Below are 23,424 nucleotides of genomic sequence, written 5' to 3'. Positions count from 1 at the left end.
GCAAGACCGGTAGCCCGGATGAAGCGCAGCGTAATCCGGGGCCGGTCTCGCCAAGTGGAGATGCCCCGGATTTCGCTGCGCTGCATCCGGTCTACAAGACTTAGGCTGGCAGCAGCAGCTGCGCGCGGCGCTCCATCTCGGCATCGAGCCAGGTTGCGAGATCCTCGCTCACCGCGACCATCGGCAGCCGCACCTCGGGGCTGTCGATCAGCCCCTGCCGCCACAGCCAGTGCTTGGCCGGCGCAGGGCTCGGTTCGGCGAACAGCAGTCTCGTCAGGCCGACGACGCTTTGCCAGGCGGCCAGCGCCGCGTCGCGCTGGCCCTGCTGCAACAGCGTGCGGATCGCAGCAAAGGTGTTTGTTTCCAGATGTGCGGACAGCAGGATCGCGCCGTCGGCGCCGTCCGAGAGCGCATCGAAAGTCTGCGCATCCTCGCCGGTCAGCACGCGGAAGCCGGCCGGCCGGCGGTTGACGAAGTCGATCGACTGCGCGCGGTCGGCGCAGCAATCCTTCATGCCGGCGATGTTCGGATGGTCCGCGAGCGCCAGCAGCGTTTCGTTGGTCAGGTTCACCGCCGTGCGATAGGGAATGTTGTAAAGCACGATCGGCCACGATGCGTGATCGGCGAGCGCGTTGAAGTGCTGCACGAGCCCGCGCTGCGAGGGTCTGATATAATAGGGGCTTGCCATCAAATAGCCGTTGATCGGCCAGTCGGCCGTGTCGTCCAGCGCTTCCTTCATCCGGGCGGTCGAAGCGCCGGAGAGCCCGAGACAGACCGGCAGATGGCGGGAACTGGCACTGAGCTCGTCGAGCACGACGCTCACCAGCCCCTCCAGCTCGTCCATGCTGAGCGCCATGCCCTCGCCGGAGGTTGCGCCGAGAATGAACCCGTCGACGGGGCCATTGGCGTAGTGCCGTACGAGACGCCGCAGCGAGGTGACGTCGAGCTCGCCGTTACGGAATGGCGTGATCAGGGGCAGCCAGAGGCCCTGCAATTGCTGGTGTAGAGCGGTCATGTTCCATCTCCTCAAGAAGGCAAGGCCGGAGACGGGACCAACAAAAAACCCCGTCCAGGCGGCGGGGTTTTGGGATCGGTTTGAATGCGAAGGTGATCCTATCGCGCGCGATCTCGTGCCCCCGGGAGGGGAGCTTTTTTCGACGAAAAAACGGCGCACGAAGTCGTGATCATCGGACAATGATGCTGCGCTGCGAGGTTGTTGTCAATGCGCATGCTGATCGGCGCGTGCGGCGCGTTTTGCGCATGACACGGAGGTGAAGAGGCACAGCGATGAAAAAAAGCCGGGCTCGAGTGAGCCCGGCTTAAGGTATTGGCCACGTGAGGCCGACACAATCACCTTCCAAGAGGGATTACTGAACTTCCGCGCCACTGGAGGAGGGGGACATATGCGCGACGCGAACGCTCAGCGTATAAGCACTATGATCCCCATCTGTGCCATGCAGCAACTATCCAGGTCGCATGTCAGTCATGCGGAGACTGGGGGCAGCACCGATAGTCCTATAAACCAGCCCTATAAGGGCCGCTTAATCACGATGGCCAGCGCTGCGCTTTGCTGACCACGAAGTCGCGAAACACTTGCACCCGGGCCACCGTCTTCAGCTCTTCCGGATAGACGAAGTAGGTGTCGAGCGCGATCGAGTCGGACTCGCCGAACAGCTGCACGAGGTTGTTCTGTTCGACCAGATAGTCCGGCAGCGCGGCGATGCCGAGGCCCTGCTGGCAGGCGCGCACGAGGCCAAGGATGTTGTTGACCTTGAAGTAGGGCTCGCGCGGACCGGAGCCGTTGCGGCCGGCATCGATCAGCCAGCTGCGGTTCTGCAGATGTGCCGGCACCTGCGAGTCGCCGAGCATGATGATGCGATGCGAGTCGAGATCATCGAGCGTGCGCGGCGTGCCGAAGCGCTTGATGTATTCCGGCGAGCAATAGGCATGGAAGCCGATCGAGAACAGCTTGCGCTGGATCAGGTCCGGCTGGGTCGGCTTGCGGGTGCGGATCGCGACGTCGGCCTCGCGCATCGAGAGGTCGAGATCTTCGTCAGTGACGATCAGCGAGATCCGGATGTCGGGATAGAGCGCGGTGAACTCGTCGAGCCGCGGGATCAGCCAGTTGATGCCGAGCGCCGGCGGCGTCGTGATCTTGAGGTCGCCGCTCGGCCGCTCGCGGCTGTCGGTGAGCTTTGCGCGGGCCGCCTGCAGCTGCATGAACACGTCATGCGCGGTGCGGAACAGGAGGTCGCCCTGTTCGGTGAGGATCAGGCCGCGGGCGTGGCGGTGAAACAGCGACACCGAGAGCTCCTGCTCCAGCGCGCTGACCTGGCGGGAGACCGCCGATTGCGACAGGCCAAGCTGTTCGCCGGCATGTGTGAAGCTGCCTGCCTCCGCCGCTGCGTGAAAGACCTTCAGCTTGTCCCAATCCATATCCGTAAATCCGTCGCGAGATCGTGCCATGATTATTCCGCCGCTGCGCGATCGCTCGCGCGAAGAGCCAGGAAGCGTTCCGCCTCGAGCGCAGCCATGCAGCCGAGGCCGGCGGCGGTGACCGCCTGCCGGAAGGTTTCATCCGCCACGTCGCCCGCGGCGAACAGGCCGGGCATCGAGGTCGCGGTGGAGTTCGGCGCCACCTCGACATAGCCCGACGGTTTCAGCTTGATCTGGCCTTTGACGAGCTCCGTCGCCGGCGCATGGCCGATCGCGATGAAGACGCCGTCGGTTTTGAGGTTCGTGAGCGCGCCGGTCTTGACGTTCTTCAGCCGCACATGGGTGACCTTGTTCGGGTTCTCCGAACCGCAGATCTCGTCGATCGCCGAATCCCACACCACCTTGATCTTGGGATTCTTGAACAGCCGCTCCTGCAGGATGCGCTCGGCGCGGAAATGATCGCGGCGATGCACGATGGTGACTTGGGAGGCGTGATTGGTCAGGTACAGCGCTTCCTCGACCGCGGTGTTGCCGCCGCCGACCACCACGACGTCCTTGCCGCGGTAGAAGAAGCCGTCGCAGGTCGCGCAGGCCGACACGCCGCCGCCCTGGAACTTTGCTTCCGAGGGCAGCCCAAGCCAGCGCGCCTGGGCACCGGTGGCGAGGATCACGGTCTCGGCGAGATAGACGTCGCCGGAATCGCAGGTCAGGCGAAACGGGCGTTGGCCGAGTTCCAGCTTGTTGACGAGATCGGTGACGATCTTGGTGCCGACATGGGCCGCCTGCTTCTCCATCTGCTCCATCAGCCAGGGGCCCTGGATCACATCGGCGAAGCCGGGATAGTTCTCGACGTCGGTGGTGATGGTGAGCTGCCCGCCCGGCTGGATGCCCTGGATCAGCACCGGCTCGAGCATCGCGCGTGCCGCGTAGATCGCTGCGGTGTAGCCGGCGGGCCCGGACCCGATGATGACGACCTTGGCGTGGACAGGCGCGGGCATTAGCTGATCCCTCTCTGCTGGGGACTTTGACGGGGACTTGTGTGGGAAGCACCCCGGAGGCAGGTCACGGCGGTGCTAAAAGTGTCAAATCCAAGTCTAGGATATCTGGGAAGCTATGCAAGATTTGCAATCCATGGCAGCGAATTTTCCCCGGAACTGAAGTCACATTCGCGAAATCGTGCGCTGCACGCGCAATAAAATTGCGCAGTGCCGGCTGGCTGCGCTATGAGAGTTGCCGGCGGACCTGCCAAGCTTTCCAAACCCCTAGGGAACTGTAGTCGCGTGTCGAAGAACCTTGACGAGATCGACCTCAAAATCCTCGCCGAGATCCAGGCCGATGGCCGAATCACCAATGTGGAACTGGCCAAGCGCGTCGGTATCTCGCCGCCGCCCTGCCTGCGCAGGGTCCGGGCGCTGGAGGAGGAAGGCTACATCCAGGGATACCGCGGCCTGCTCGATCCGCGCCGCCTCGGCTACGACGTCACGGTGTTCGCCTCGGTGCATCTGTCGAGCCAGGCCGACGCCGACCTCCGCGCCTTCGAGAATTTCGTGCGCGCCGAGCCGCTGGTGCGGGAATGCTGGATGCTGTCGGGCGAAGTCGACTTCATCCTCAAATGCGTCGCGCCCGACATGGCGACGTTCCAGGATTTCGTTACCCACCTGACGGCGGCGCCGCATGTGCGCAACGTCAGGACGTCGCTGGTGCTGCACAATTCGAAATACGAGGCTGCGGTGCCGCTGGGATTGAAGGCGGTCGGCTGATCGATCCCATCTACATCGTCGTCATTGCGAGGAACTCGCGACAAAATTGCACGACAATTTTTGCGCTGAAGCGACGAAGCAATCCACGCTTGCCCGTTTGCGGTGAGGTGGACTGCTTCGCGGAGCCTGTCATCGGGCGCGCGTTCACGCGACCGTTGGCTCGCAATGACGATGTTCGTTACCTCTTGCCCATTGCGGCGTCGACGCTGATCGGACCGGGGCCCGATGTCGAAAGATAGAGGCAGGCAAAGCATAACGCGATCGCCAGACTGCCGTTGTTGAGCAGCGGATAGAAGCCTTTCGGGAAGTGGCCGATGAAGTAGGCGAAAGCCATTTCACCCGCCAGGATGAAGGCCACGATCCGTGAAAACAGGCCGATCATCAGCAGCCCGCCTAGGACCAACTCGAGCGCGCCGGCAGCTCCGATCAACGAGAACAGTTCGACCTTCTCGAACATTGTCCCGGGCGGGAACTTCAAAAGCTTGGCGACGCCGAACTGAAACAGCAGCAATCCGGTGATGAACCGGAACAGGCTGAGTGCCACCGGCTGAAACTTGGATAACATCTGGTCCATTGTCATTTACCCCCTGTTTGACACACTGGAACGTTGCACGAAGCAGAAACACACGGTGTCCGCCTCGACCTTGGTGATCTCGTAGGCCTTGGCGCCGCCCGGCGCCATCACCTCGACGGTGGTCCCCTTCTTCTTGCCGATCAGCGCGCGCGCAAGCGGCGAGGTGATGGAGATGCGGCCTTTCTTGGCGTCGGCCTCGACTTCGCCGACGATCTGCCAGACCGCCTTCTTCTCGGTGTCCTCATCGATCAGCGTCACGGTCGCGCCGAACTTGATGGTGTCGCCTGACAGTTTCGAAATGTCGATGATGTCGGCGCGCGCGAGCTTGTCCTCGAGCTCGGCGATGCGGCCCTCGTTGTGCGACTGCTCTTCCTTGGCGGCGTGATACTCGGCGTTCTCCGAGAGATCGCCGTGCGAGCGCGCTTCCGCGATGTGTTCGATGATGCGCGGACGATCCACCGATTGGCGATGCTTCAACTCGTCCGTCAGCGCGGCGTATCCGCCCGCGGTCATCGGAACCTTATCCATCATCTTCGTCCTTCATCGCGCGCGCCCGGCGGCCGTGCACGAATATCCAGTTCAGCTAACGCAGGAATCAGGGCGCCAACGCGCCCGGAAGCCCAGTGATTTTCGGCCCCGCTAAGGGCCGTGACAACATCCAATCGCGCGGTGAGTTCCAGCCATTCGGCTAATTGACCGCTTCGGGCCTTCAGCCCGGGCAGCGGTCAGCTTTCGGAAAAGTAACTCTGAAGCGTGCGGACCTCAAGGTCCCCGGCCCGATAGGCCCGGATTCCCCGTGCGGCCGCCACCGCGCCCGAAAGAGTGGTGTAATATGGCACTTTATGCAAGAGGGCAGCCCGCCGCAGCGAGCGGCTGTCGGCCAGCGCCTGCGGACCTTCGGTGGTATTGAAGACCAACTGGACGTCGCCATTGGTGATGGCGTCGACGATGTGCGGACGGCCTTCGAGCACCTTGTTCACCTTTTCAGTCGGCACGCCGTTGTCGCTGAGGTAACGCTGCGTGCCCGAGGTTGCCATCACCTTGAAACCTAGCGAGTGCAACAGCCGCACCGCATCCGCGATGCGCATCTTGTCGTCGCCGCGCACCGAGACGAACACCGTACCCTGCCGCGGCACGCGCGTGCCGCCGCCGAGCTGGCTCTTCGCGAACGCGACCTCGAAGGAGCGGTCGATGCCCATCACTTCGCCGGTCGAACGCATCTCCGGTCCGAGCACGGTGTCGACGCCGGGGAAGCGCGCGAACGGGAACACCGATTCCTTCACGCCGACATGGCCGAGCTTCTTCTTCTTCAGCTTGAAGTCGGCGAGCTTCTCGCCGGCCATGATCCGCGCCGCGATCTTGGCGACCGGCGTGCCGATCACCTTGGCGACGAACGGCACGGTGCGGGATGCGCGCGGGTTGACCTCGAGCACGTAGATCTCGCCGTCCTTGATGGCGTACTGCACGTTCATCAGGCCGACCACGTCGAGCCCGAGCGCGAGTTCGCGGGTCTGCCGCTCCAGTTCCTCGATGGTCTTGGCGTCGAGCGAATGCGGCGGCAGCGAGCAGGCGGAGTCGCCGGAATGGATGCCGGCTTCCTCGATGTGCTCCATGATGCCGACGATGAAGGTGTCCTTGCCGTCGCAGAGGCAGTCGACGTCGACTTCGGTCGCGTCGGACAGATAGCGGTCGAACAGCAGCGGGTTCTTGCCGAGCACGGTGTTGATCTGCCCGGTCTTGTCGTTCGGGTAGCGCGCCTTGATGTCGGCGGGCACCAGCTCAGGCAGCGTTCCCAGCAGGTAGTCGTTGAGCTGGTTCTCCTCGCGGATGATCTGCATCGCGCGGCCGCCGAGCACGTAGGACGGACGCACCACCAGCGGCAGGTCGAGATCGGCGGCGACCAAGCGGGCCTGCTCGACCGAATAGGCGATGCCGTTCTTCGGCTGCTTGAGACGCAGCTTGTCGAGCACGCGCTTGAAGCGGTCGCGGTCCTCGGCGAGGTCGATCGCGTCGGGCGAGGTGCCAAGGATCGGCACTTCGGCGGCTTCGAGCGCGCGGGCAAGCTTCAGCGGGGTCTGGCCGCCGAACTGCACGATCACGCCGTGCAGCGTGCCGTTCTTGCGCTCGGTCGCGATGATCTCGAGCACGTCTTCGGCGGTGAGCGGCTCGAAATACAGCCGGTCGGCGGTGTCGTAGTCGGTCGATACCGTTTCCGGGTTGCAGTTGACCATGATGGTCTCGTAGCCGGCGTCCTCGAGCGCGAAGCAGGCGTGGCAGCAGCAATAGTCGAATTCGATACCTTGGCCGATGCGGTTCGGGCCGCCGCCTAGGATGATCACCTTCTTGCGGTCCGACGGCGCGCTCTCGTCGGCAAATTCGCCGGCGAACGGCCGCTCATAGGTCGAATACATGTAGGCGGTCGGCGAAGCGAACTCCGCCGCGCAGGTGTCGATGCGCTTGAACACCGGGCGCACCCCGAGCGCGTGGCGCTTGGCGGTGACGTCGGCCTCGGTGGTGTCAGTGAGCACGGCGAGCCGCGCGTCCGAGAAGCCCATCGCCTTCAGCATCCGCATCGCGAACGCATTGGTCGGCAGGCCGCTGCTGCGGACCTTGCCTTCCATCTCGACGATGGCGCGCAGCTCGGCGAGGAACCAGGGATCGATCTTGCAGGAATTGAAGATATCCTCGTTGGACCAACCGAGCCGCATCGCCTGCGCGACCTGCAGCAGGCGGTTCGGCGTCGGCGTGCCGAGCGCGGCACGGATCGCGTTCTTGTCGTCGCTGCGGCCGAGGCCCTCGATGTCGATCTCGTCGAGGCCGGTCAGCCCGGTCTCGAGCCCGCGCAGGGCCTTCTGCAGGCTCTCCTGGAAGGTGCGGCCGATCGCCATCACCTCGCCGACCGACTTCATCGAGGTGGTCAGCGTGGAGGAGGCGCCGGGGAATTTCTCGAACGCAAAGCGCGGAATCTTGGTGACGACGTAGTCGATCGTCGGCTCGAACGAGGCCGGCGTCGCGCCGCCGGTGATGTCGTTGGCGATCTCGTCGAGCGTGTAGCCGATCGCAAGCTTGGCGGCGACCTTGGCGATCGGGAAGCCGGTGGCCTTCGAGGCCAGCGCCGACGAGCGCGACACGCGCGGGTTCATCTCGATCACGACCATGCGGCCGTCGTCCGGATTGATGCCGAACTGCACGTTGGAGCCGCCGGTCTCGACCCCGATCTCGCGCAGCACCGCAATCGATGCGTCGCGCATGATCTGGTATTCCTTGTCGGTGAGCGTCAGCGCCGGCGCCACCGTGATGGAATCGCCGGTGTGCACGCCCATCGGATCGACGTTCTCGATCGAGCAGATGATGATGCAATTGTCCTTCTTGTCGCGCACCACCTCCATCTCGAACTCTTTCCAGCCGAGAACGGATTCCTCGATCAGCACCTCGTTGGTCGGCGAAGCGTCGAGGCCGCGCTCGATGATGTCGAGATATTCTTCCTTGTTGTAGGCGATGCCGCCGCCGGTGCCGCCGAGCGTGAAGGAGGGGCGGATGATCGCGGGCAGGCCGATGTCGGACAGCGCCATCAGCGCTTCGGCGAGGGCCTGCTGCTGGTAGCGCTTGCGCCGCTCGTTCTCGCCGCCTTCCCACTGCCGTTCGAAGGCTTCGAGCTCACGGCCGGACAGCTTGGCCTGATCGGCGAGGTACTTGTCGCGGTCGGACTTCTTCAGCGCCGACGCATTGGCAAGCCGCGACCTCGGCGTCTGCAGCCCGATCTTCTCCATTGCGTCGCGGAACAGCTGGCGGTCTTCCGCCTTGTCGATGGCATCGGCGGTGGCGCCGATCATCTCGACGTCGAACTTCTCCAGCGTGCCCTGCTTGCGCAGCGACAGCGCGCAGTTCAGCGCGGTCTGGCCGCCCATGGTCGGCAGCAGCGCGAAGCCGCCGGGCACGACGTGGCGTTCCTTTTCGATGATCTTGGCGACGATTTCGGGCGTGATCGGCTCGATATAGGTCGCGTCCGCCAGCTCCGGGTCGGTCATGATCGTCGCCGGGTTGGAATTGACCAGGACGATCCGATAGCCCTCTTCCTTGAGCGTCTTGCAGGCCTGCGTGCCGGAATAGTCGAACTCGCAGGCCTGGCCGATCACGATGGGACCGGCGCCGATGATCAGGATGGTGGAGATGTCGGTTCTTTTGGGCATCAGCTCTCGCGGACTGGAATTTGGGCACAAAAAAAGGGCGCGCTTCCCGCGCGTCCCTCGAGCCATGCGCTACATCTTGTAGCGCCGGAAGCGCGATCCTTCGCGCGCGGGTGGTCTTTAGACCAGTTTCCGCACCCGCGAAACCCCCAAAAGCGCCCAATCAACCGTGATTCTGGGGGAAATTCCGCATTCGGCGTATGGCCGGCTGGGGTGGGGTGAGGGGTTGTCAGGGGCGGGGCTGAGCTGCCGCCCTGTCCGTCTACGCTTTCGCAAACGCTCAAGCTACGCCGGACACGCTTGGTCCCGCCGGTCCAGCGTGGCTGCGCCACGCGTAGCCCGTCAGGGCGAAGCGTGGAGGCCCGGCCTGGATTTGAACCAGGATAAACAGTGTTGCACCACTGCCGCGTCGACGCTTCCGCCACCGGGCCGAGCGGATCATTGCTGATTATTTCAGCCGCCGCTATGTTTCCTTCTGGGTAACGTTAACGCGTCGTGCAACCTTGGATCAGTGGTGCGCCACGAACGTCATCCGCCACGGATTGTGCCCGATGTTGCGCGGCGCGCGCGTGGCGCTGAACCCCGCGGCGCCGAGCTTCGCGATCATCTCGTCCTCGCGGTAGCGCTGCAGTCCGATCCTGGTGCGCAGCTGGCGATAGTCGGACAGTGCGGTTGAAGCCAGCCCGACCAGCGCATCGCGCAGGAAGCCGTGGGTCGCCGCAAAGCGCAGCAGCGCCACGACATCCCTCGCCATGCCGACTTCGGGCCGCAGGATATCGCCGAGCACGAACCGGCCGGAGGGCTTCAGCACGCGGTGGATCACGTCGAATGCGGAATCGAGCTCCTGCGGCGTCATGTACTGCGCCACCGAGTTCATCACCACGAGGTCGATCGAGTCCGCGTCCATGTGCTTCAGATCATCGAGCGAGCGGACACGGATTCGGGTGTCGGGCGCAAAGCGCGCGACCAGACGGCCGCGCACGCCGGGCGCCGGCTCCGCCAGGTAGAGCTGGGCGCAGGCATTGGCGACCTTCGCCGCCGACAGCGCCTCGCCGCAGGCATAATCGAGCACCACGGCATCCGGCGAAGCGATGTAGCCGATGATGTCGTTTGCGATGATCTGGAAATGCAGGTCACGGTGCAGTCGGCTCGCATAGATCGTATGCGTGGAATCGTAATAATCGATCCATTCATCCATCGCGTTTGGTATCCGGCAGAACGGGGTTCCTGGCCTCAGGAACGGGTGGGCTGATGATGCGTTAGCGGTCCGGCGGCCAATGTTCAATGCGCCGAAATACGGGTTCCTAACAGGAAGGTCCAACGTGAGCAAAGCCAAGACTGACAAGATCTCGCCCGATCTCGACACGCCGAGCGACCTGCCGCAGGCTGCGGTGGACACGATCTCGGCCTCGCTCAACACGCTTCTGGCCGACGCCTTCGCGCTCTACCTGAAGACCAAGAATTTCCATTGGCACGTCAGCGGCCGGCATTTCCATGATTACCATCTGTTGCTGGACGAGCAGTCGGAGGCGATCTTCGCGACCACCGACCAACTCGCCGAGCGGGTGCGCAAGCTTGGCGGCGCGACGCTGAAGTCGATCGGCGATGTCGCCAAGCATCAGACCATCAAGGACAATGACGACGATTATGTGCCGCCGCGCGAAATGCTGCGCGAGTTGATGGAAGACAACAAGCACATGGCGGCCGCGATGCGCAAGGCGCACAAGCTGGCCGACGACCAGGAGGACTCCGGTACCGCGGGCCTGCTCGAAACCTTCATCGACGAGACCGAGCGCCGCACCTGGTTCCTGTTCGAGGCCAGCCGCCAGGAAGGCAGCAACGCGGCGTAGGCGTCAGCGCTTCCACAGCCGCACCAGCGGCCCGTCCTTGCCCATCACCGGATCGGTCGCGGGGATCGCGACCAGCGGGATCGTCTTCAGCGCCTTGGCGTGGTTCTGCGGCGTCGGCCGCTGCAGATCCATCGGCGGGCCCGGGGGATAGGCGCCGATCACGCAAAAATCGTCGCTCGCCGACAGGCATTGATGCCCGGTGCCGGCGGGCAGGATCGCGACGTCGCCGGCCGCGATCTCCAGCGCCCGCCCATGTTCGCCGCCGAACTGCACGCGCGCGCGGCCGCGCGCGACGCCCAGCACCTCGTGCACGGTGGCGTGGTAATGCGCGAAGTCGTAGACGCCGTTGCGCCACATCGCGCCCCAACCGTTCTTGCCGAACAGCTGCTCGATGGTGGCCTCGGGATTGCTGCTGACGTCGACGGCGGCCTTGTAGACCAGGAACGGCATCGGGTTGTTCGGCACCAGACCGTCGTCCTGGAAGACGATGGTCAGGGGTTCGATATCGATACGGACGACCGACATGGTGGCTCTCCAGCGATGCGAGGTGCCGCGGTCTGCAGACCAACAAACCGTCGGTCCGCAAACCGTTCCAGCTAGATTTTGAACTTCAACACGTCTTCCTTGAATTTGAGCCCGTGCCCGGGCCGCTCCGGCGCGGTGATCATGCCGTTGGCGATCTCGGGCGGGTCGACCCAGAGATCGTCGATCAGTGCCATGTTCTCGCACCAGATGCCGTTCGGAATCGAAGCCAGCAGGTGCACATTGAGTTCGGGAAACAGATGCGGCGCGATGGTGATGCCGAACGTGTCCGCAAGCGCGGCGATCTTGCGCAGGTCGGTCATGCCGCCGCGCATCGGGTCGGGTTGCAGGATCGGCAGGCAGGGATTGAGAAAGAACGGCCGCAGATCGTAGCGCGTGAAATGCGTCTCGCCGCCGACGACACGCATGTCCAGCGCCGCCGCGATGCGCTGGTAACCGGCGAAGTCGTCGGCCGGCACCGGTTCCTCGAGCCAGTAGATATCGTACTTCTCGAACTTGCGTCCCATCTCGATGGCGACATCGGCGCTCCAGCCCATGTTGACGTCGATCATGATGTCGATGTCGGGCCCGAGCGCCTCGCGCATGCGGCGCACATTGTCGAGGTCCTGCGCGGGCGTGTGAACATGCGCGACCTGCATCTTGATCGCCTTGTAGCCCTGCTTCACGAAATGCAGCGCCTTCTCGATCATCCCGTCGCCGCCGGCGCCCCGGAAGCAGCCGGAACCATAGATCGGGATTTCCGAGCGATAGTGCCCCCACAGCCGGTGCAGCGGCAGGCCGGCGCGTTTCCCCACCGCGTCCCACAGCGCGATGTCGAGCGCCGACATGGCCATCGCGGCGATGCCGCCACGGCCATAGGTCATCGTCGCCGTCCACAGATCGCGCCAGATCGCCTCGATCGCGGTGGCGTCCTTGCCGATGACGCGCGGGATGATGCACTCGTCGAGACAGGCCGCGATCGACTTCATCGCCGGCTTGAACACGAACAGATAGCCCATGCCGGTGATGCCGCCGGACGTCTCGACGTCGCAGATCAGGATGTCGCGTGTCGCGCCGAGCGCCGCGCCTTTCAGCCAGGGATCGTCGGCCCAGGGCAGCCGCAACATCGTCACCCGGACGTCGCGGATGGTCATGTCTGAATGGGCTGAAATCATCGGCGTTCCCTTTCCACGCCGGATCATGTTTGCCTGATCTCGGACAGGGAAACTCAATCACAGAGCGCAGGCCGCGATCCAGCGCGCTTCGTCATGGCTCCAATGCGCCAAGATCTGGCGCCGAGGTCTGGCGCCAACACGCGATTGCCCTCAGGTCGTCTTGGGCAGTTCGAACACCAGGCAGGTCGTGGTGGCATGCGCGAGCAGCTTGCCCTTGTCGTCGGTAATCCGCGCTTCCGCGGTCGCAACACGGCGCCCGGCGTTGAGCACGTGGCCCTCGGTGCGGATTGTGCCGGTGTCCTGGCTCATGCCGCGGACGAAGGAGATCTTGAACTCCAGCGTGGTGTAGCCAAAGCCCAGCGGCAGCGTGGTCTGCACCGCAAGCCCCATCGCGGAATCCAAGAGGATCGCGGCGTAGCCGCCATGCACCGATCCGATCGGGTTGTAGTGCCGCAGGCCCGGAATGCTATGGATCACCACATGGCCGGTCTCGGCGGAGCAGTCGAACGGCTCGACATTCTCCATGATCGGCGGTTCCGGCAGGGTTCGGGCGAAGATGCCGCGCACGAAGTCGAGCCCCGGCATCGAGGCCATCACCGCCATCGAGGAGACGCCGTAGACGGGCTTCGGGGTGGCGGGGGCGGTCATGTCGAGATTTCCCGTGATGCGATGCGATGACGCATTGTTGCTGTCGGTGCTAGCCGCGCCCAACTGCCGTCATGCCCGGACTTGATCTGGGCATCCATCTTTCTTCAAGGGATGGATTGCCGGGTTCAAGCCCGGCAATGACGATCGGGCTCTAAGCCGCGCGCTTGTTCTTCCGCATCAAATCGGCAAAGCGCTGGAACAGGTAATGTGAGTCGCGCGGGCCGGGCGAGGCTTCCGGGTGGTACTGCACCGAGAACACCGGCTTGCCCTCGAGGGCGATGCCGCAATTGGAGCCGTCGAACAGCGAGATATGGGTCTGGGTCGCGCCTTTCGGCAGCGTCGCCTGGTCCACAGCAAAGCCATGGTTCATCGAGGTGATCTCGACCTTGCCGGTGGTCTCGTCCTTGACCGGGTGATTGGCGCCATGATGGCCCTGATGCATCTTCATGGTTTTGGCCCCGACGGCAAGGCCAAGCATCTGGTGGCCGAGGCAGATGCCGAAGGTCGGCGTCCCCGAAGCGATCACCTTCTGGATGACTGGCACGGCATATTTGCCGGTCGCGGCGGGATCGCCGGGGCCGTTCGACAGGAACACGCCGTCCGGCTTCATCGCCAGGATGTCCTCGGCCGCGGTCGTCGCCGGCACCACGGTCACCTTGGCGCCGACGCCGGCGAGCAGGCGCAGGATGTTGCGCTTGATGCCGTAGTCGATCGCGACCACATTGAATTCCGGCGCGGTCTGCTGGCCGAAACCGTTGCCCCACACCCAGGGCGTCTCATCCCAGGTGAAGCGCTGGCCCGAGGTGACCATCGGCACCAGGTCCATGCCCTCGAGGCCGGGCCATTCGCGGGCCTCTTCCTTCAGGCCGTGCAGGTCGAACTCGCCGTTCCTGGCGTGCGCGATCACCGCATTGGGCATGCCCTTGGAGCGGATCAGCGCGGTCAGCGCGCGGGTGTCGATGCCGGAGAGGCCGATGATGCCGCGCGCCTTCAACCACAGGTCGAGATGGCGGGTGGCGCGGTAATTCGAGGGATCCGTGATCGCCGAGCGCAGGATCACGCCGCGCGCGCCGGGCGTCGCGGCCATGTTCACCGTCTCGATGTCTTCCTCGTTGGTACCGACATTGCCGATATGCGGGAAGGTGAAGGTGATGATCTGGCCGGCATAGGACGGATCGGTGAGGATCTCCTCATAGCCGGTCATCGCGGTGTTGAAGCAGACCTCGCCGACGGCGTGGCCTTCCGCGCCGAGACCGAAGCCTTCCAGCACGGTACCATCGGCGAGCACAAGGAGCGCGGTCGGTTTATGGTCCGGCCAGGCGGGAGCGTTTTCGGGGGTTGTCATGAGCCCTTTAAATAGTCGCCGCACCCTGCGGCGTCAAAGCGAAACGGCGCGGATTCACACGGCAATGTCCGCCGATTTGACAGGCCGGAACGGCCTTTTAATCTAAAGTTCCTTGTAACGGCCGTTTGCTTGCCGAAAATGACCCGTCCGGAGCTCCCGCATGGATAATACGATGCCGATCCTGCTCGTCCCGGGGCTCATCTGCTCGCCGCGGATTTTCGCCCCGGTCATCCCGGCGCTGTGGCGATGCGGGCCGGTGACGATCGCCAACCATGTCAGGGACGACAATATGGGGGCGATCGCCCGCCGGATCCTCGCCGAGGCGCCGCCGCGCTTTGCGCTCGCCGGGCACTCGATGGGCGGCTACATCGCCTTCGAGATCATGCGGCAAGCGCCGGAGCGGGTTGCGAAGCTGGCGCTGATGAGCACCCAGGCGAGGGCCGACACGCCGGAAGCGACCGCACGCCGCCGCGGCATGATCGAGCGTGCCAAAAGCGGCCAATATCGCAGCGTGGTCGACGAGCTGTTTCCGGGCTTCGTGCACCCGTCGCGGCAGGGCGATGCAAGTTTGCGCCAGATTGTCGACGACATGAGCGAGGACGTCGGCGCCGAGGCCTTCATCCGCCAGCAAAACGCGGTGCTCAGCCGGCCGGATTCGCGGCCGAGCATGGCCTGGATCAAGTGCCCGACACTGGTGCTCACGTCGGATACCGACAACACCGTTCCGAATTCGCTGTCGGACGAGATGGCCAACGGCATTCCCGGCGCCAGGCTCGTGGTGCTGGCCAATTGCGGTCACCTGCCGCAGCTGGAACAACCGCAGGCCTGCGCCGCCGCGCTGGTCGAATGGCTGAGGAACTAGGTTGTTCTGCCGGTGCAAACTGCCTAGATGAGGGGATTGCTGGTTCAAGGACAACGAAATGCTGCGCGACGACATCAATACTGCGGTCAAGGAAGCGATGAAGGCGAAGGACGAGCGCAAGCTCTCCACGCTGCGCATGGTCAATTCGACCATCAAGAACGCCGACATCGACGCGCGCGGGCAGGGCAAGCCGCCGCTCTCCGATGCCGACCTGCTCGGCCTGCTGCAGAAGATGATCAAGCAGCGCCAGGAGTCGGTCGAGCTCTACGACAAGGGCGGGCGCGCCGAGCTCGCCGCCCAGGAGCGCGAGGAGATCGCGGTGATCTCGGCGTACCTGCCGAAGCAGATGTCCGATGACGACGTGAAGGCCGCGATCTCGGCCGTCATCGCCGAGACGGGTGCCGCCGGCATCAAGGACATGGGCAAGGTGATCGGCGCGCTGAAGGCGAAATACGCCGGGCAGATGGATTTCGGCAAGGCCAGCGGCCTCGTCAAGGCAGCGCTGACGGGCTAGCCGTTCGTCCCGGGTGGCTTGCGGCGCAAGGTGCCGCTGGCCGAATTGCGGGAACCTTTCTGCTGACGGAGCATCTGACGGGCATGACCTCGCGATGACGCCGCAAAGGAAAGGCCCTGATGAACCCGATTGTGCATACGCTGGATCGTGCAAGAGCTGCTCAAACCGAATCCGACAAGCCGACCCGGGCCGAAGTCGAAGCTGCAGTCCGCACCATCATCCGCTGGACCGGCGACGATCCCGAGCGGGACGGTCTGCTTGAAACTCCGGCGCGTGTGACGCGTTCGTTCGAGGAATTCTTTGCGGGTTACGACCAACGTCCCGCGGAGATCCTGGAAAAGACCTTCGAGGAGATCGAAGGCTACGACGAAATGATTGCCCTGCGGGGCATCCGTTTCGAGAGCCATTGCGAGCATCATATGGCGCCGATCATCGGTCAGGCCTGGGTTGCCTACATCCCGAACGGCCGCGTGGTCGGCATCAGCAAGCTCGCGCGCGTGGTCGATATCTATGCCAGGCGTTTGCAGATTCAGGAGAAGATGATGGCGCAGATCGCCAACGCCATCAACGACGTCTTGAAGCCTCAGGGCGTGGGCGTCATCATCAAGGCGTCGCATCACTGCATGACGACCCGTGGCGTGCACAAGCCGGACACCGATCTCGTGACCAGCCGCATGCTGGGTTGCTTTCGCGACAATGCGCTAACCCGCCAGGAATTCCTCGGGATAGCGGCTTAGAGCGTCACAGGGCGATGGAGGAACGACATGGCCGATCAGCAGGCTCCTTCCGGTCCGGATCTGACACAGGGCGTGGCACTCTCCGACTTCTCGGGCGCGATGCTGCTCGGCCATGTCGGCGACGAGGACGTGCTGCTGGTGCGTTCGGGCGCGGATATCTTCGCCATCGACGCGCATTGCAGCCATTACCACGGCCCGCTTGCCGAAGGCCTCGTTGAGGGCGAGACCGTTCATTGCCCCTGGCATCATGCCTGTTTCGATATTCGCACCGGTGAAGCGACCGCCGCGCCCGCCTTCAACGCGCTCGCCGTCTGGAAGGTCGAGCGCGCGGGCGATCGCATCGTCGTGCGCGAGAAGCGTGCGCAACCGAAATTCCGCGTCGAGGGTCCGGTGGATGCACCCGGCAGCATCGTGATTGTCGGCGGCGGCGGGGCAGGGTTTGCCGCCGCCGAGATGCTGCGACGGCAGGACTATCGCGGCAGCATCGTCATGCTGAGCGGCGAGGCCACGCCGCCGGTGGATCGGCCGAACCTGTCGAAGGACTTCCTCGCCGGCAGTGCCCCGGAAGATTGGCTGCCGCTGAAGCCGGACAGTTTCTATGCCGACGCGGCGATCGATCTGAGACTCAGGACCGAGGTCAAGTCGATCGATACCGGCCGCCGCAACGTCGTGCTCGCCAGCGGCGAAGTTGTCCCCTATGACCGGCTGCTGCTGGCGACCGGCGCCGAGCCGGTGCGGCTGCCGATCCCTGGCGCGGACCAGCCTCACGTTCATGTGCTGCGCACCGTCGACGATTGCCGGGCGATCATCGCGTCGGCCAGCGGAGCGCGCCGCGCGGTTGTGATCGGTGCAAGCTTCATCGGGCTCGAGGTGGCGGCCTCGCTGCGCGCGCGCCAGATCGAGGTTCACGTGGTCGGGCTGGAACAGCGGCCGATGGAACGCGTGCTCGGGCCTGAGATGGGCGATTTCGTCCGCGCGCTGCACGAAGAGCATGGCGTCGTATTCCACCTCGGCGACACGGTGACCGCGATTGAGGCCAAGCGCGCGCACCTGAAGAGCGGGCCTGTGCTCGATGCCGATCTCGTCGTGGTCGGTGTCGGCGTGAAGCCGCGGCTGGCGCTGGCGGAAGCGGCCGGGCTCGCAATCGATCGCGGCGTGACAGTCGACGCCTATCTCGAAACCAGTGCTCCCGGCATCTACGCGGCCGGCGATATCGCGCGCTGGCCCGATCCGCACAGCGGCGAGACGATCCGGGTCGAGCATTGGGTGGTGGCGGAGCGCCAGGGCCAGACCGCCGCGCGGAATATGCTTGGGCAGCGTGAGGTGTTCGACGCGGTGCCGTTCTTCTGGAGCCAGCATTACGACGTGCCGATCAACTATGTCGGCCATGCCGAGCAGTGGGACGAGATCGCCGTGGATGGCAGCATTGCCGGCAGGGATTGCGTGCTGCGCTACAAGCGCGGCGGGCGCGTGCTCGCGGTCGCGTCGATCTATCGCGACCTCGATAGCCTCAAGGCCGAGGTCGCAATGGAGCGGGCGGCCGCCTGACGGGAGGGTTTGTGTTCTGACGGCTCCAGAGCGCTTCGAGCGAAGTGGATACCGGTTGGCGTGAAGAAAACGCGTCAAAACGAGAATCTGGAGCTCGTGCCGATTCCATCGGAACGGAAAAGGCTCTAATCTGCGGCCATGCTTCAAGAAGCCAAAACCTACGACGAGCTCTATCGCAACTTCCGCTGGGACGTTCCCGCGCGCTTCAACATGGCGACCGCGTGTTGCGACCGCCATGCCGACGGTACCGGGCGGCTCGCGTTGGTTTATGTCGACGAGGATGGCGGCACCACGCGCACCTCGTTTGACGAGGTGGCGGACGCCTCGCGCCGTTTCGCCAATGTGCTGACCGCCGACGGCCTGCTGCGCGGCGACCGTGTCGCGGTATTCCTGTCGCAATCGCTCGAACTGCCGGTCGCGCATCTCGCGGCGTTTCGCGCCGCGATGATCTCAATCCCGCTGTTCGCGCTGTTCGGCGAGGACGCGCTCGAATTCCGGTTGTCGAATTCGGCTGCCAAGGCCGTGATCACCGATGAAGCAGGCTGGGAGAAGATTGCGAAAATCCGCGATCGCCTGCCCGAGTTGAAGAGCGTCTATGTCGTCGGCGAAAAGACGCCGACGGGGACGAAACCGTTCTGGAGCGCGATCAAGTCGGCGTCGCCTGAGTTCGCGACCGTCGACACCTCGGCCGACGATCCCGCTCTGATCATCTACACGTCAGGCACCACAGGCAACCCGAAGGGCGCGCTGCATGCGCATCGCGTCGTGCTCGGCCATCTGCCCAATGTCGAGATGTGCCACAACTTCCTGCCCCGGCCCGGCGACCTGATGTGGACGCCGGCCGACTGGGCCTGGATCGGCGGCCTGATCAACGGCCTGTTCGCGTTCTGGTACCACGGCATCCCGATGGTCGGGCACCGCGCCCGCAAGTTCGAGCCGCAAGCGGCGATGCAGATGATGGCCGAGCTCGGCATCCGCAACGTATTCCTGCCGCCGACCGCGCTGAAGCTGATGCGGCAGGCGAATGTGAAGAATTCCGGCGTCAAGTTGCGCAGCATCTTCACCGGCGGCGAGTCGCTCGGTGGCGAATTGCTCGGCTGGGTGCGCGACACCTTCGGCATCGACGCCCATGAGGTGTTCGGCCAGACCGAATGCAATCTCGTGATCGGCAGCAATTCCAACCTGTTTCCGATCCGTCCGGGCTCGATGGGCCGCGCCACGCCGGGCTTCGACGTCCACATCGTCAACGAGAAGGGCGAGGAGTTGCCGCGGGGCCAGCGCGGCATCATCGGCGTGCGCCAGCCGTGCCCCTGCACCATGATCGAGTACTGGCGCAACCCGGAAGCGACCGCGAAGAAATATGCCGGCGAATTCCTGCTGACCGGCGATCTCGGCGTGCAGGATGAGGACGGCTATTTCTGGTACGTCAGCCGCGAGGACGACGTCATCACCACGGCCGGCTATCGGGTCGGCCCGTCCGAGATCGAGCACACGCTGATGAAGCATCCGGCGGTCGCGATGTCGGCGGTGGTCGGCATCCCCGATCCGATCCGCACCGAATCGATCAAGGCCTGGATCGTGCTGCGGCCGGGCTACGCACCGGGTGATGCCCTGGCGCGCGAGATCCAGGAGTTCGTCAAGGTCCAACTCGCCGCCCACGAGTATCCGCGCTTCGTGCAGTTCGCCGACAGCCTGCCGATGACGGCGACGGGCAAGGTGCTGCGGCGGGAGCTGAGGGCGCTGGGGTAGCTCTGGCACACACTCTCTCCACCGTCGTCCCGGCTAAACCCATAAGCACAAATGCTTGTGTTGCGCGACGCTGTGGCTCCAGCGAACTCCAACCGCTTGGAGCGGTGGTAATGGGTCCCGGCCTTCGCCGCGACGACGGCGGAGTACGGGATGGCTGTATCGCCATCCTCACCCCGGCATCGGGATTCCCAATTCCTTCAGCGCGGCCATCATGCGCGCTGGCGGCTGCATCGGGATCACCATGGCCTTGCCCGTCTCCACGAGGCTCTTCAGGCTGGAGAGGATCGCCGGCCAACCGGTGCGGCCGCCTGCGAGAATGTCGTCGCTGATCAGACGGTCATGCGATTGCAGCAGCGTCAGCTTCACGCCGTCGCCGGCCGGCTCGATCTCGTAAGTGACGAGTGTTGGCCCGAGCTTTTCGACCAGCTGCGGCCAGTTGACGTTGAAGGTGACGGTCAGCCGCTTCTGGGGATCGCACTCGATCACCTCGCCGGAGATGTGCAGCGCGCCGTCGGGCGTCCGCACGATGTAGGCGCCGCCGATCCGCAGATCGACCTCGACCGCGTTGCCGGAGAAGTACTGCCGGCTGAGTTCGGCAGTCGTCAAAGCCTGCCACACCTTCTCGGGCGTGGCGGCGATGTAGATCGCATAGACGATCGCCGGTTTGAATCTCTCGATGTTCATGTCGGTTCGCACCCGTCGATAGATTTTCATTGTCATTCGAAGCCGTCGATCCCGAGCGCGGCCGGCGGGATGGTGGCCGCCTTGCCGGTCTCGAGCAGGCTCTTGAGCCCCGACAGGATCGCCGGCCAGCCCTTGGAAATGCCGTCGAGCAGCTTGCTGCCTGCGCCGAAGCCCTCATGGGTCACGGTCAGCTTCACGATCTTGCCATGGGCTTCGAGCGTGAAGACCACCTTGGTTGCCGGCTCCTTGCGCATGTCTTCGTCGAGCACGTGCTTGAAGATGTAGGCGAGGCGCCGCGGCCGGTCGGCCTCGAGGATCTCGCCGGTGTCGGTGGTCTTGCCGCCCATCACCAGCGCGAGCGGCGAGCCGACCTTCCAGTCCGATTGCAACTCGGTGTCGAACCAGTATTGCCGCGTGAACGTGCTCTTGGTCAGCGCGTCCCACAGCTTCTCCGGCGTGGTCTCGATGTAGGTGACGTAGGCGAATTCGGGCTTAGGCATGGTAGGCCTCCCTGGCGGAGCTCGTGAGCAGGTCGGCCGGCAATTCGTGTCCCGTTTCCAGGAAGCTCTTCAGGCTTGCAATCACCATCGGCCAGCCGCCGGAGATGTCGCGCAGCGTCTTCGGACCGAGGTTGTCGTGCGTCACGATCAGCTTGACGACCCCGCCGTGCGGTTCGATGTCGAAGGTCACGCGCGAGACCCACTCGCGCTCTACGCCTTCCTTCACCACGTCCCAGCTATAGGCGAGCCGGTTCGGCGGATCGGCGATCAGTACCTCGCCCTGCACGGCGCGGCGGCCGTCCTTGGCGAGATGGTAAGGCGAGCCGACCTTCCAGTCGGAGCTGGCGCGATAGCCGAACCAGAACCGTTCGGTGAATTCGCTCGACGTCAGCGCGTGCCACAGCTTGTCGGCCGTGGTCTCGATATAGGTGACGTAGACGTAGTCCGGTTTACTCATCACGCTTCTCCAGTTGTCTTTTCAACTCGCTCAGCGCGGCGAGTTTCCCGCGCTCGAACTTCCTGATCCACCGCTCGCCGATCTGATGGATCGGAACCGGGTTGAGATAGTGCAGCTTCTCGCGGCCGTGCTTGATCGTGGTGACGAGGTTGGCCTCCTCGAGAATCACAAGGTGCTTGGTGACGGCCTGACGCGTCATGTCGAGACCGTCGCAGAGCTCACCGAGCGTCTGCCCGTTCTGATCGTGAAGCCGGTCAAGCAGCGTTCGCCGTGAGGCATCCGCGAGGGCTTTGAAGACTTCATCCATGGGTCGAATAATAGGCAACCAAATGGTTGCATGTCAAGAGCGTGTGTTTGGAGGCCGGCAGCGCCGTGCTAGCCTCGCCGGCAGCCAACGCAGATTGGTGTGGAACATTGGGTGGTGCGCATGGGCGGTCGCGTTACGGCAGTTTGCTGCACGTTCTTTCTTGTCCTGCTCGCGAATGGCGCGAGCGCCCAGCAGCAGAAGATCGGCGACCCGCCTGAAGCCTCCAACATCAGGCTGGTTGGAACCAACGATTTGCAGGCGCGCAGCGCCTATCAGCCGACCATCCATCATCAGGGCGACAAATGGATCGCCTATATCGGCCATCACGGCGGCACCGACGACATTCCCGATCCCGTCAACCCGATGACCGGCAAGGCCGAGCCGAACGGCACCTCGATCGTCGACGTCACCGATCCCGCGCATCCGAAATATCTGCGGCACATTCCCGGACAGGAAGGCAAATATGAATCCGGCGGCGCGCAGATGGTGCGGATCTGCGACGGCAAGGATCTGCCGAAGGGCGACCGCAACGCGGTCTACATGCTGCGTACCTTCGGCAGCGAGGCGCATGAAATCTGGAATGTCGCCGATCCCGCCAATCCGGTGCTCGTCACCCGGATCGGCGGATTGAAGGACACGCACAAGAGTTTTTGGGAATGCGGCACCGGCATCGCCTTCCTGGTGTCGGGGGCACCGGACTGGCGCACGCGGCGCATGACGCAGGTCTACGATCTCTCCGATCCCGCGCAGCCAACGAAGATCCGGGACTTCGGCCTGCCCGGGCAGGAGCCGGGCGCGACCGGCGCGGTGCCGACCGAACTGCACGGGCCGATCTCGACCGGGCCGCAGGGCAACCGCGTCTATTTCGGCTACGGTACCAACAAGGGCGGCTTCCTGCAGATCGTCGATCGCGACAAGCTGCTGAACGGACCGAAGCAGCCGACGCCGGACAATCTGAAATTCCCCGAGATCGCGCGGATGCCGCTGTCGGCGATGAACGGCGCGCACACGGTGTTTCCGATGCCCGCCATGCCGATCGCGGAATTCGCCCATGACAAGGATGGCAAGACCCGGGACATCGTGATGATCGTCGACGAGGCGATCCAGAATGAATGCGGCGAGGCGCGCCAGATGGTGTGGTTCGCCGACGTCACCACCGAGGCGCGGCCGATGCTGATCTCGAGCTACACGGTGCCCGAAGCCTCCGGCGCGTTCTGCGAGCGCGGCGGCCGGTTCGGCTCGCACTCGTCGAACGAGAGCATGGCGCCGGTCTACTACAAGAAGCTGGCCTTCATCGCCTTCTTCAACGCCGGCGTCCGCGCGCTCGATATCCGCGATCCCTATCACCCGAAGGAAGTGGGGTATTTCATACCTTCCATCACGGCGGCGACCGACAAGCGTTGCGTCACCATCGACGGCAAGGACCGCTGCAAGGTCGCGATCCAGACCAACAATGTCGAGACCGACGAGCGCGGCTACATCTACGCGGTCGATCGCGCCAACACCGGCCTGCATATTCTCGAACTGACCGGCGCGGCGCGCGCCATTGCCGGTCTGCCGTGAGCGCGC

The 23,424-nt window shown here is 64.2% G+C and carries 23 protein-coding genes and 1 tRNA gene; 8 read left to right on the top strand and 16 right to left on the bottom strand.

All coding sequences use genetic code 11. The features are described 5' to 3' along the window. Nucleotides 1-100 precede the first annotated feature (100 nt). The 3 genes from dapA to trxB form a co-directional block, all read right to left on the bottom strand. The gene (dapA, locus tag E2I15_RS24270; RefSeq protein ID WP_137483990.1) at nucleotides 101-1,015 is read right to left on the bottom strand and encodes a 4-hydroxy-tetrahydrodipicolinate synthase; all 915 of its coding nucleotides are present in this window, start codon (nucleotides 1,013-1,015) and stop codon (nucleotides 101-103) included. 530 nt (nucleotides 1,016-1,545) lie between these two features. Next, on the bottom strand, nucleotides 1,546-2,466 hold the full coding sequence (locus E2I15_RS24265; RefSeq protein WP_026192264.1) for a LysR family transcriptional regulator: 921 nt from the start codon (nucleotides 2,464-2,466) through the stop codon (nucleotides 1,546-1,548). Nucleotides 2,467-2,468: 2 nt separating this feature from the next. Further along, complete coding sequence (gene trxB / locus E2I15_RS24260; RefSeq protein ID WP_057017037.1) at nucleotides 2,469-3,434, bottom strand: thioredoxin-disulfide reductase; 966 nt, start codon at nucleotides 3,432-3,434, stop codon at nucleotides 2,469-2,471. 282 nt (nucleotides 3,435-3,716) lie between these two features. On the opposite strand from trxB, the gene E2I15_RS24255 reads away from it, so the two are divergent. Next, nucleotides 3,717-4,196, top strand: coding sequence for an Lrp/AsnC family transcriptional regulator (locus E2I15_RS24255; protein ID WP_016845095.1), 480 nt, complete (start codon nucleotides 3,717-3,719; stop codon nucleotides 4,194-4,196). Between the two features lie 178 nt (nucleotides 4,197-4,374). Here the strand turns inward: E2I15_RS24255 and E2I15_RS24250 are convergent, their stop codons facing one another. From E2I15_RS24250 to E2I15_RS24230, 5 genes are all read right to left on the bottom strand, one after another. After that, nucleotides 4,375-4,770, bottom strand: a complete 396-nt coding sequence (locus E2I15_RS24250) for a DoxX family protein (protein WP_137483991.1) — start codon at nucleotides 4,768-4,770, stop codon at nucleotides 4,375-4,377. 6 nt (nucleotides 4,771-4,776) lie between these two features. Continuing rightward, nucleotides 4,777-5,298 carry a transcription elongation factor GreA gene (gene greA / locus E2I15_RS24245; protein WP_155262549.1) on the bottom strand — a complete coding sequence of 174 codons (522 nt, stop codon included), beginning with the start codon at nucleotides 5,296-5,298 and terminating at the stop codon, nucleotides 4,777-4,779. A gap of 197 nt (nucleotides 5,299-5,495) precedes the next feature. Beyond that, the gene (carB, locus tag E2I15_RS24240; RefSeq protein ID WP_137483992.1) at nucleotides 5,496-8,960 is read right to left on the bottom strand and encodes a carbamoyl-phosphate synthase large subunit; all 3,465 of its coding nucleotides are present in this window, start codon (nucleotides 8,958-8,960) and stop codon (nucleotides 5,496-5,498) included. Between the two features lie 352 nt (nucleotides 8,961-9,312). Further along, nucleotides 9,313-9,388: transfer RNA gene (locus E2I15_RS24235), tRNA-OTHER, on the bottom strand. 77 nt (nucleotides 9,389-9,465) lie between these two features. Next, the gene (locus E2I15_RS24230) at nucleotides 9,466-10,155 is read right to left on the bottom strand and encodes a class I SAM-dependent methyltransferase (protein ID WP_038386877.1); all 690 of its coding nucleotides are present in this window, start codon (nucleotides 10,153-10,155) and stop codon (nucleotides 9,466-9,468) included. A gap of 124 nt (nucleotides 10,156-10,279) precedes the next feature. Here E2I15_RS24230 and E2I15_RS24225 point away from each other — a divergent pair, with 124 nt between their 5' ends. Beyond that, nucleotides 10,280-10,807, top strand: a complete 528-nt coding sequence (locus E2I15_RS24225) for a Dps family protein (RefSeq protein WP_137482237.1) — start codon at nucleotides 10,280-10,282, stop codon at nucleotides 10,805-10,807. Nucleotides 10,808-10,810: 3 nt separating this feature from the next. On the opposite strand, the gene E2I15_RS24220 is transcribed toward E2I15_RS24225, so the two are convergent. From E2I15_RS24220 to carA, 4 genes are all read right to left on the bottom strand, one after another. Beyond that, nucleotides 10,811-11,332 (bottom strand): cupin domain-containing protein, encoded by a 522-nt coding sequence (locus tag E2I15_RS24220; RefSeq protein ID WP_137482236.1) that lies wholly within the window; start codon nucleotides 11,330-11,332, stop codon nucleotides 10,811-10,813. 71 nt (nucleotides 11,333-11,403) lie between these two features. Continuing rightward, entirely contained in the window at nucleotides 11,404-12,504 is a 1,101-nt protein-coding gene (locus E2I15_RS24215; RefSeq protein WP_170991695.1) for a mandelate racemase/muconate lactonizing enzyme family protein, read from the bottom strand. Between the two features lie 150 nt (nucleotides 12,505-12,654). Further along, nucleotides 12,655-13,152: a PaaI family thioesterase gene (locus E2I15_RS24210; RefSeq protein ID WP_137482234.1), complete on the bottom strand. Its 498-nt coding sequence runs from the start codon at nucleotides 13,150-13,152 to the stop codon at nucleotides 12,655-12,657. 151 nt (nucleotides 13,153-13,303) lie between these two features. After that, a complete protein-coding gene (carA, locus tag E2I15_RS24205; RefSeq protein ID WP_137482233.1) occupies nucleotides 13,304-14,497 on the bottom strand; it encodes a glutamine-hydrolyzing carbamoyl-phosphate synthase small subunit in 1,194 nt (397 codons plus the stop codon). A 160-nt stretch (nucleotides 14,498-14,657) separates the two neighbouring features. Here carA and E2I15_RS24200 point away from each other — a divergent pair, with 160 nt between their 5' ends. The 5 genes from E2I15_RS24200 (at nucleotide 14,658) to E2I15_RS24180 (ending at nucleotide 19,907) form a co-directional block, all read left to right on the top strand. Next, on the top strand, nucleotides 14,658-15,359 hold the full coding sequence (locus E2I15_RS24200) for an alpha/beta fold hydrolase (RefSeq protein ID WP_137482232.1): 702 nt from the start codon (nucleotides 14,658-14,660) through the stop codon (nucleotides 15,357-15,359). 58 nt (nucleotides 15,360-15,417) lie between these two features. Next, complete coding sequence (locus E2I15_RS24195) at nucleotides 15,418-15,873, top strand: GatB/YqeY domain-containing protein (protein ID WP_018269821.1); 456 nt, start codon at nucleotides 15,418-15,420, stop codon at nucleotides 15,871-15,873. Nucleotides 15,874-15,992: 119 nt separating this feature from the next. After that, nucleotides 15,993-16,610, top strand: a complete 618-nt coding sequence (gene folE, locus E2I15_RS24190) for a GTP cyclohydrolase I FolE (protein WP_137482231.1) — start codon at nucleotides 15,993-15,995, stop codon at nucleotides 16,608-16,610. Between the two features lie 27 nt (nucleotides 16,611-16,637). After that, on the top strand, nucleotides 16,638-18,158 hold the full coding sequence (locus E2I15_RS24185; protein WP_137482230.1) for an FAD-dependent oxidoreductase: 1,521 nt from the start codon (nucleotides 16,638-16,640) through the stop codon (nucleotides 18,156-18,158). 138 nt (nucleotides 18,159-18,296) lie between these two features. After that, entirely contained in the window at nucleotides 18,297-19,907 is a 1,611-nt protein-coding gene (locus E2I15_RS24180) for an acyl-CoA synthetase (RefSeq protein WP_137482229.1), read from the top strand. A gap of 168 nt (nucleotides 19,908-20,075) precedes the next feature. Here the strand turns inward: E2I15_RS24180 and E2I15_RS24175 are convergent, their stop codons facing one another. From E2I15_RS24175 to E2I15_RS24160, 4 genes are read right to left on the bottom strand one after another with little or no spacing between them, the layout of a single operon-like run. Further along, nucleotides 20,076-20,591, bottom strand: coding sequence for an SRPBCC family protein (locus E2I15_RS24175; protein ID WP_137482228.1), 516 nt, complete (start codon nucleotides 20,589-20,591; stop codon nucleotides 20,076-20,078). 32 nt (nucleotides 20,592-20,623) lie between these two features. Further along, the gene (locus E2I15_RS24170) at nucleotides 20,624-21,091 is read right to left on the bottom strand and encodes an SRPBCC family protein (RefSeq protein ID WP_137482227.1); all 468 of its coding nucleotides are present in this window, start codon (nucleotides 21,089-21,091) and stop codon (nucleotides 20,624-20,626) included. Next, nucleotides 21,084-21,548 carry an SRPBCC family protein gene (locus E2I15_RS24165; protein ID WP_137482226.1) on the bottom strand — a complete coding sequence of 155 codons (465 nt, stop codon included), beginning with the start codon at nucleotides 21,546-21,548 and terminating at the stop codon, nucleotides 21,084-21,086. The genes E2I15_RS24170 and E2I15_RS24165 overlap by 8 nt, the downstream gene beginning before the upstream one ends. Beyond that, complete coding sequence (locus E2I15_RS24160) at nucleotides 21,541-21,855, bottom strand: ArsR/SmtB family transcription factor (RefSeq protein ID WP_028343393.1); 315 nt, start codon at nucleotides 21,853-21,855, stop codon at nucleotides 21,541-21,543. Before E2I15_RS24160 ends, E2I15_RS24165 begins: the two co-directional genes overlap by 8 nt. 120 nt (nucleotides 21,856-21,975) lie before the next feature. Here E2I15_RS24160 and E2I15_RS24155 point away from each other — a divergent pair, with 120 nt between their 5' ends. Then, entirely contained in the window at nucleotides 21,976-23,418 is a 1,443-nt protein-coding gene (locus tag E2I15_RS24155; RefSeq protein WP_137482225.1) for an LVIVD repeat-containing protein, read from the top strand. The last annotated feature ends 6 nt before the right edge of the window (nucleotides 23,419-23,424 follow it).

It is taken from the genome of Bradyrhizobium sp. BR2003 (assembly GCF_009720285.1).
Classification (GTDB): Bacteria; Pseudomonadota; Alphaproteobacteria; order Rhizobiales; family Xanthobacteraceae; genus Bradyrhizobium; species Bradyrhizobium elkanii.
This window is presented reverse-complemented; position numbering and strand designations above follow the sequence as displayed.

Bases quoted from the DNA above. Each gene is read 5' to 3' on its own strand.
- dapA (WP_137483990.1), bottom strand. From the start codon at position 1,015: ATGACCGCTCTACACCAGCAATTGCAGGGCCTCTGGCTGCCCCTGATC.
- E2I15_RS24265 (WP_026192264.1), bottom strand. From the start codon at position 2,466: ATGGCACGATCTCGCGACGGATTTACGGATATGGATTGGGACAAGCTG.
- trxB (WP_057017037.1), bottom strand. From the start codon at position 3,434: ATGCCCGCGCCTGTCCACGCCAAGGTCGTCATCATCGGGTCCGGGCCC.
- E2I15_RS24250 (WP_137483991.1), bottom strand. From the start codon at position 4,770: ATGGACCAGATGTTATCCAAGTTTCAGCCGGTGGCACTCAGCCTGTTC.
- greA (WP_155262549.1), bottom strand. From the start codon at position 5,298: ATGGATAAGGTTCCGATGACCGCGGGCGGATACGCCGCGCTGACGGAC.
- carB (WP_137483992.1), bottom strand. From the start codon at position 8,960: ATGCCCAAAAGAACCGACATCTCCACCATCCTGATCATCGGCGCCGGT.
- E2I15_RS24230 (WP_038386877.1), bottom strand. From the start codon at position 10,155: ATGGATGAATGGATCGATTATTACGATTCCACGCATACGATCTATGCG.
- E2I15_RS24220 (WP_137482236.1), bottom strand. From the start codon at position 11,332: ATGTCGGTCGTCCGTATCGATATCGAACCCCTGACCATCGTCTTCCAG.
- E2I15_RS24215 (WP_170991695.1), bottom strand. From the start codon at position 12,504: ATGATTTCAGCCCATTCAGACATGACCATCCGCGACGTCCGGGTGACG.
- E2I15_RS24210 (WP_137482234.1), bottom strand. From the start codon at position 13,152: ATGACCGCCCCCGCCACCCCGAAGCCCGTCTACGGCGTCTCCTCGATG.
- carA (WP_137482233.1), bottom strand. From the start codon at position 14,497: ATGACAACCCCCGAAAACGCTCCCGCCTGGCCGGACCATAAACCGACC.
- E2I15_RS24200 (WP_137482232.1), top strand. From the start codon at position 14,658: ATGGATAATACGATGCCGATCCTGCTCGTCCCGGGGCTCATCTGCTCG.
- E2I15_RS24195 (WP_018269821.1), top strand. From the start codon at position 15,418: ATGCTGCGCGACGACATCAATACTGCGGTCAAGGAAGCGATGAAGGCG.
- folE (WP_137482231.1), top strand. From the start codon at position 15,993: ATGAACCCGATTGTGCATACGCTGGATCGTGCAAGAGCTGCTCAAACC.
- E2I15_RS24185 (WP_137482230.1), top strand. From the start codon at position 16,638: ATGGCCGATCAGCAGGCTCCTTCCGGTCCGGATCTGACACAGGGCGTG.
- E2I15_RS24180 (WP_137482229.1), top strand. From the start codon at position 18,297: ATGCTTCAAGAAGCCAAAACCTACGACGAGCTCTATCGCAACTTCCGC.
- E2I15_RS24175 (WP_137482228.1), bottom strand. From the start codon at position 20,591: ATGAACATCGAGAGATTCAAACCGGCGATCGTCTATGCGATCTACATC.
- E2I15_RS24170 (WP_137482227.1), bottom strand. From the start codon at position 21,091: ATGCCTAAGCCCGAATTCGCCTACGTCACCTACATCGAGACCACGCCG.
- E2I15_RS24165 (WP_137482226.1), bottom strand. From the start codon at position 21,548: ATGAGTAAACCGGACTACGTCTACGTCACCTATATCGAGACCACGGCC.
- E2I15_RS24160 (WP_028343393.1), bottom strand. From the start codon at position 21,855: ATGGATGAAGTCTTCAAAGCCCTCGCGGATGCCTCACGGCGAACGCTG.
- E2I15_RS24155 (WP_137482225.1), top strand. From the start codon at position 21,976: ATGGGCGGTCGCGTTACGGCAGTTTGCTGCACGTTCTTTCTTGTCCTG.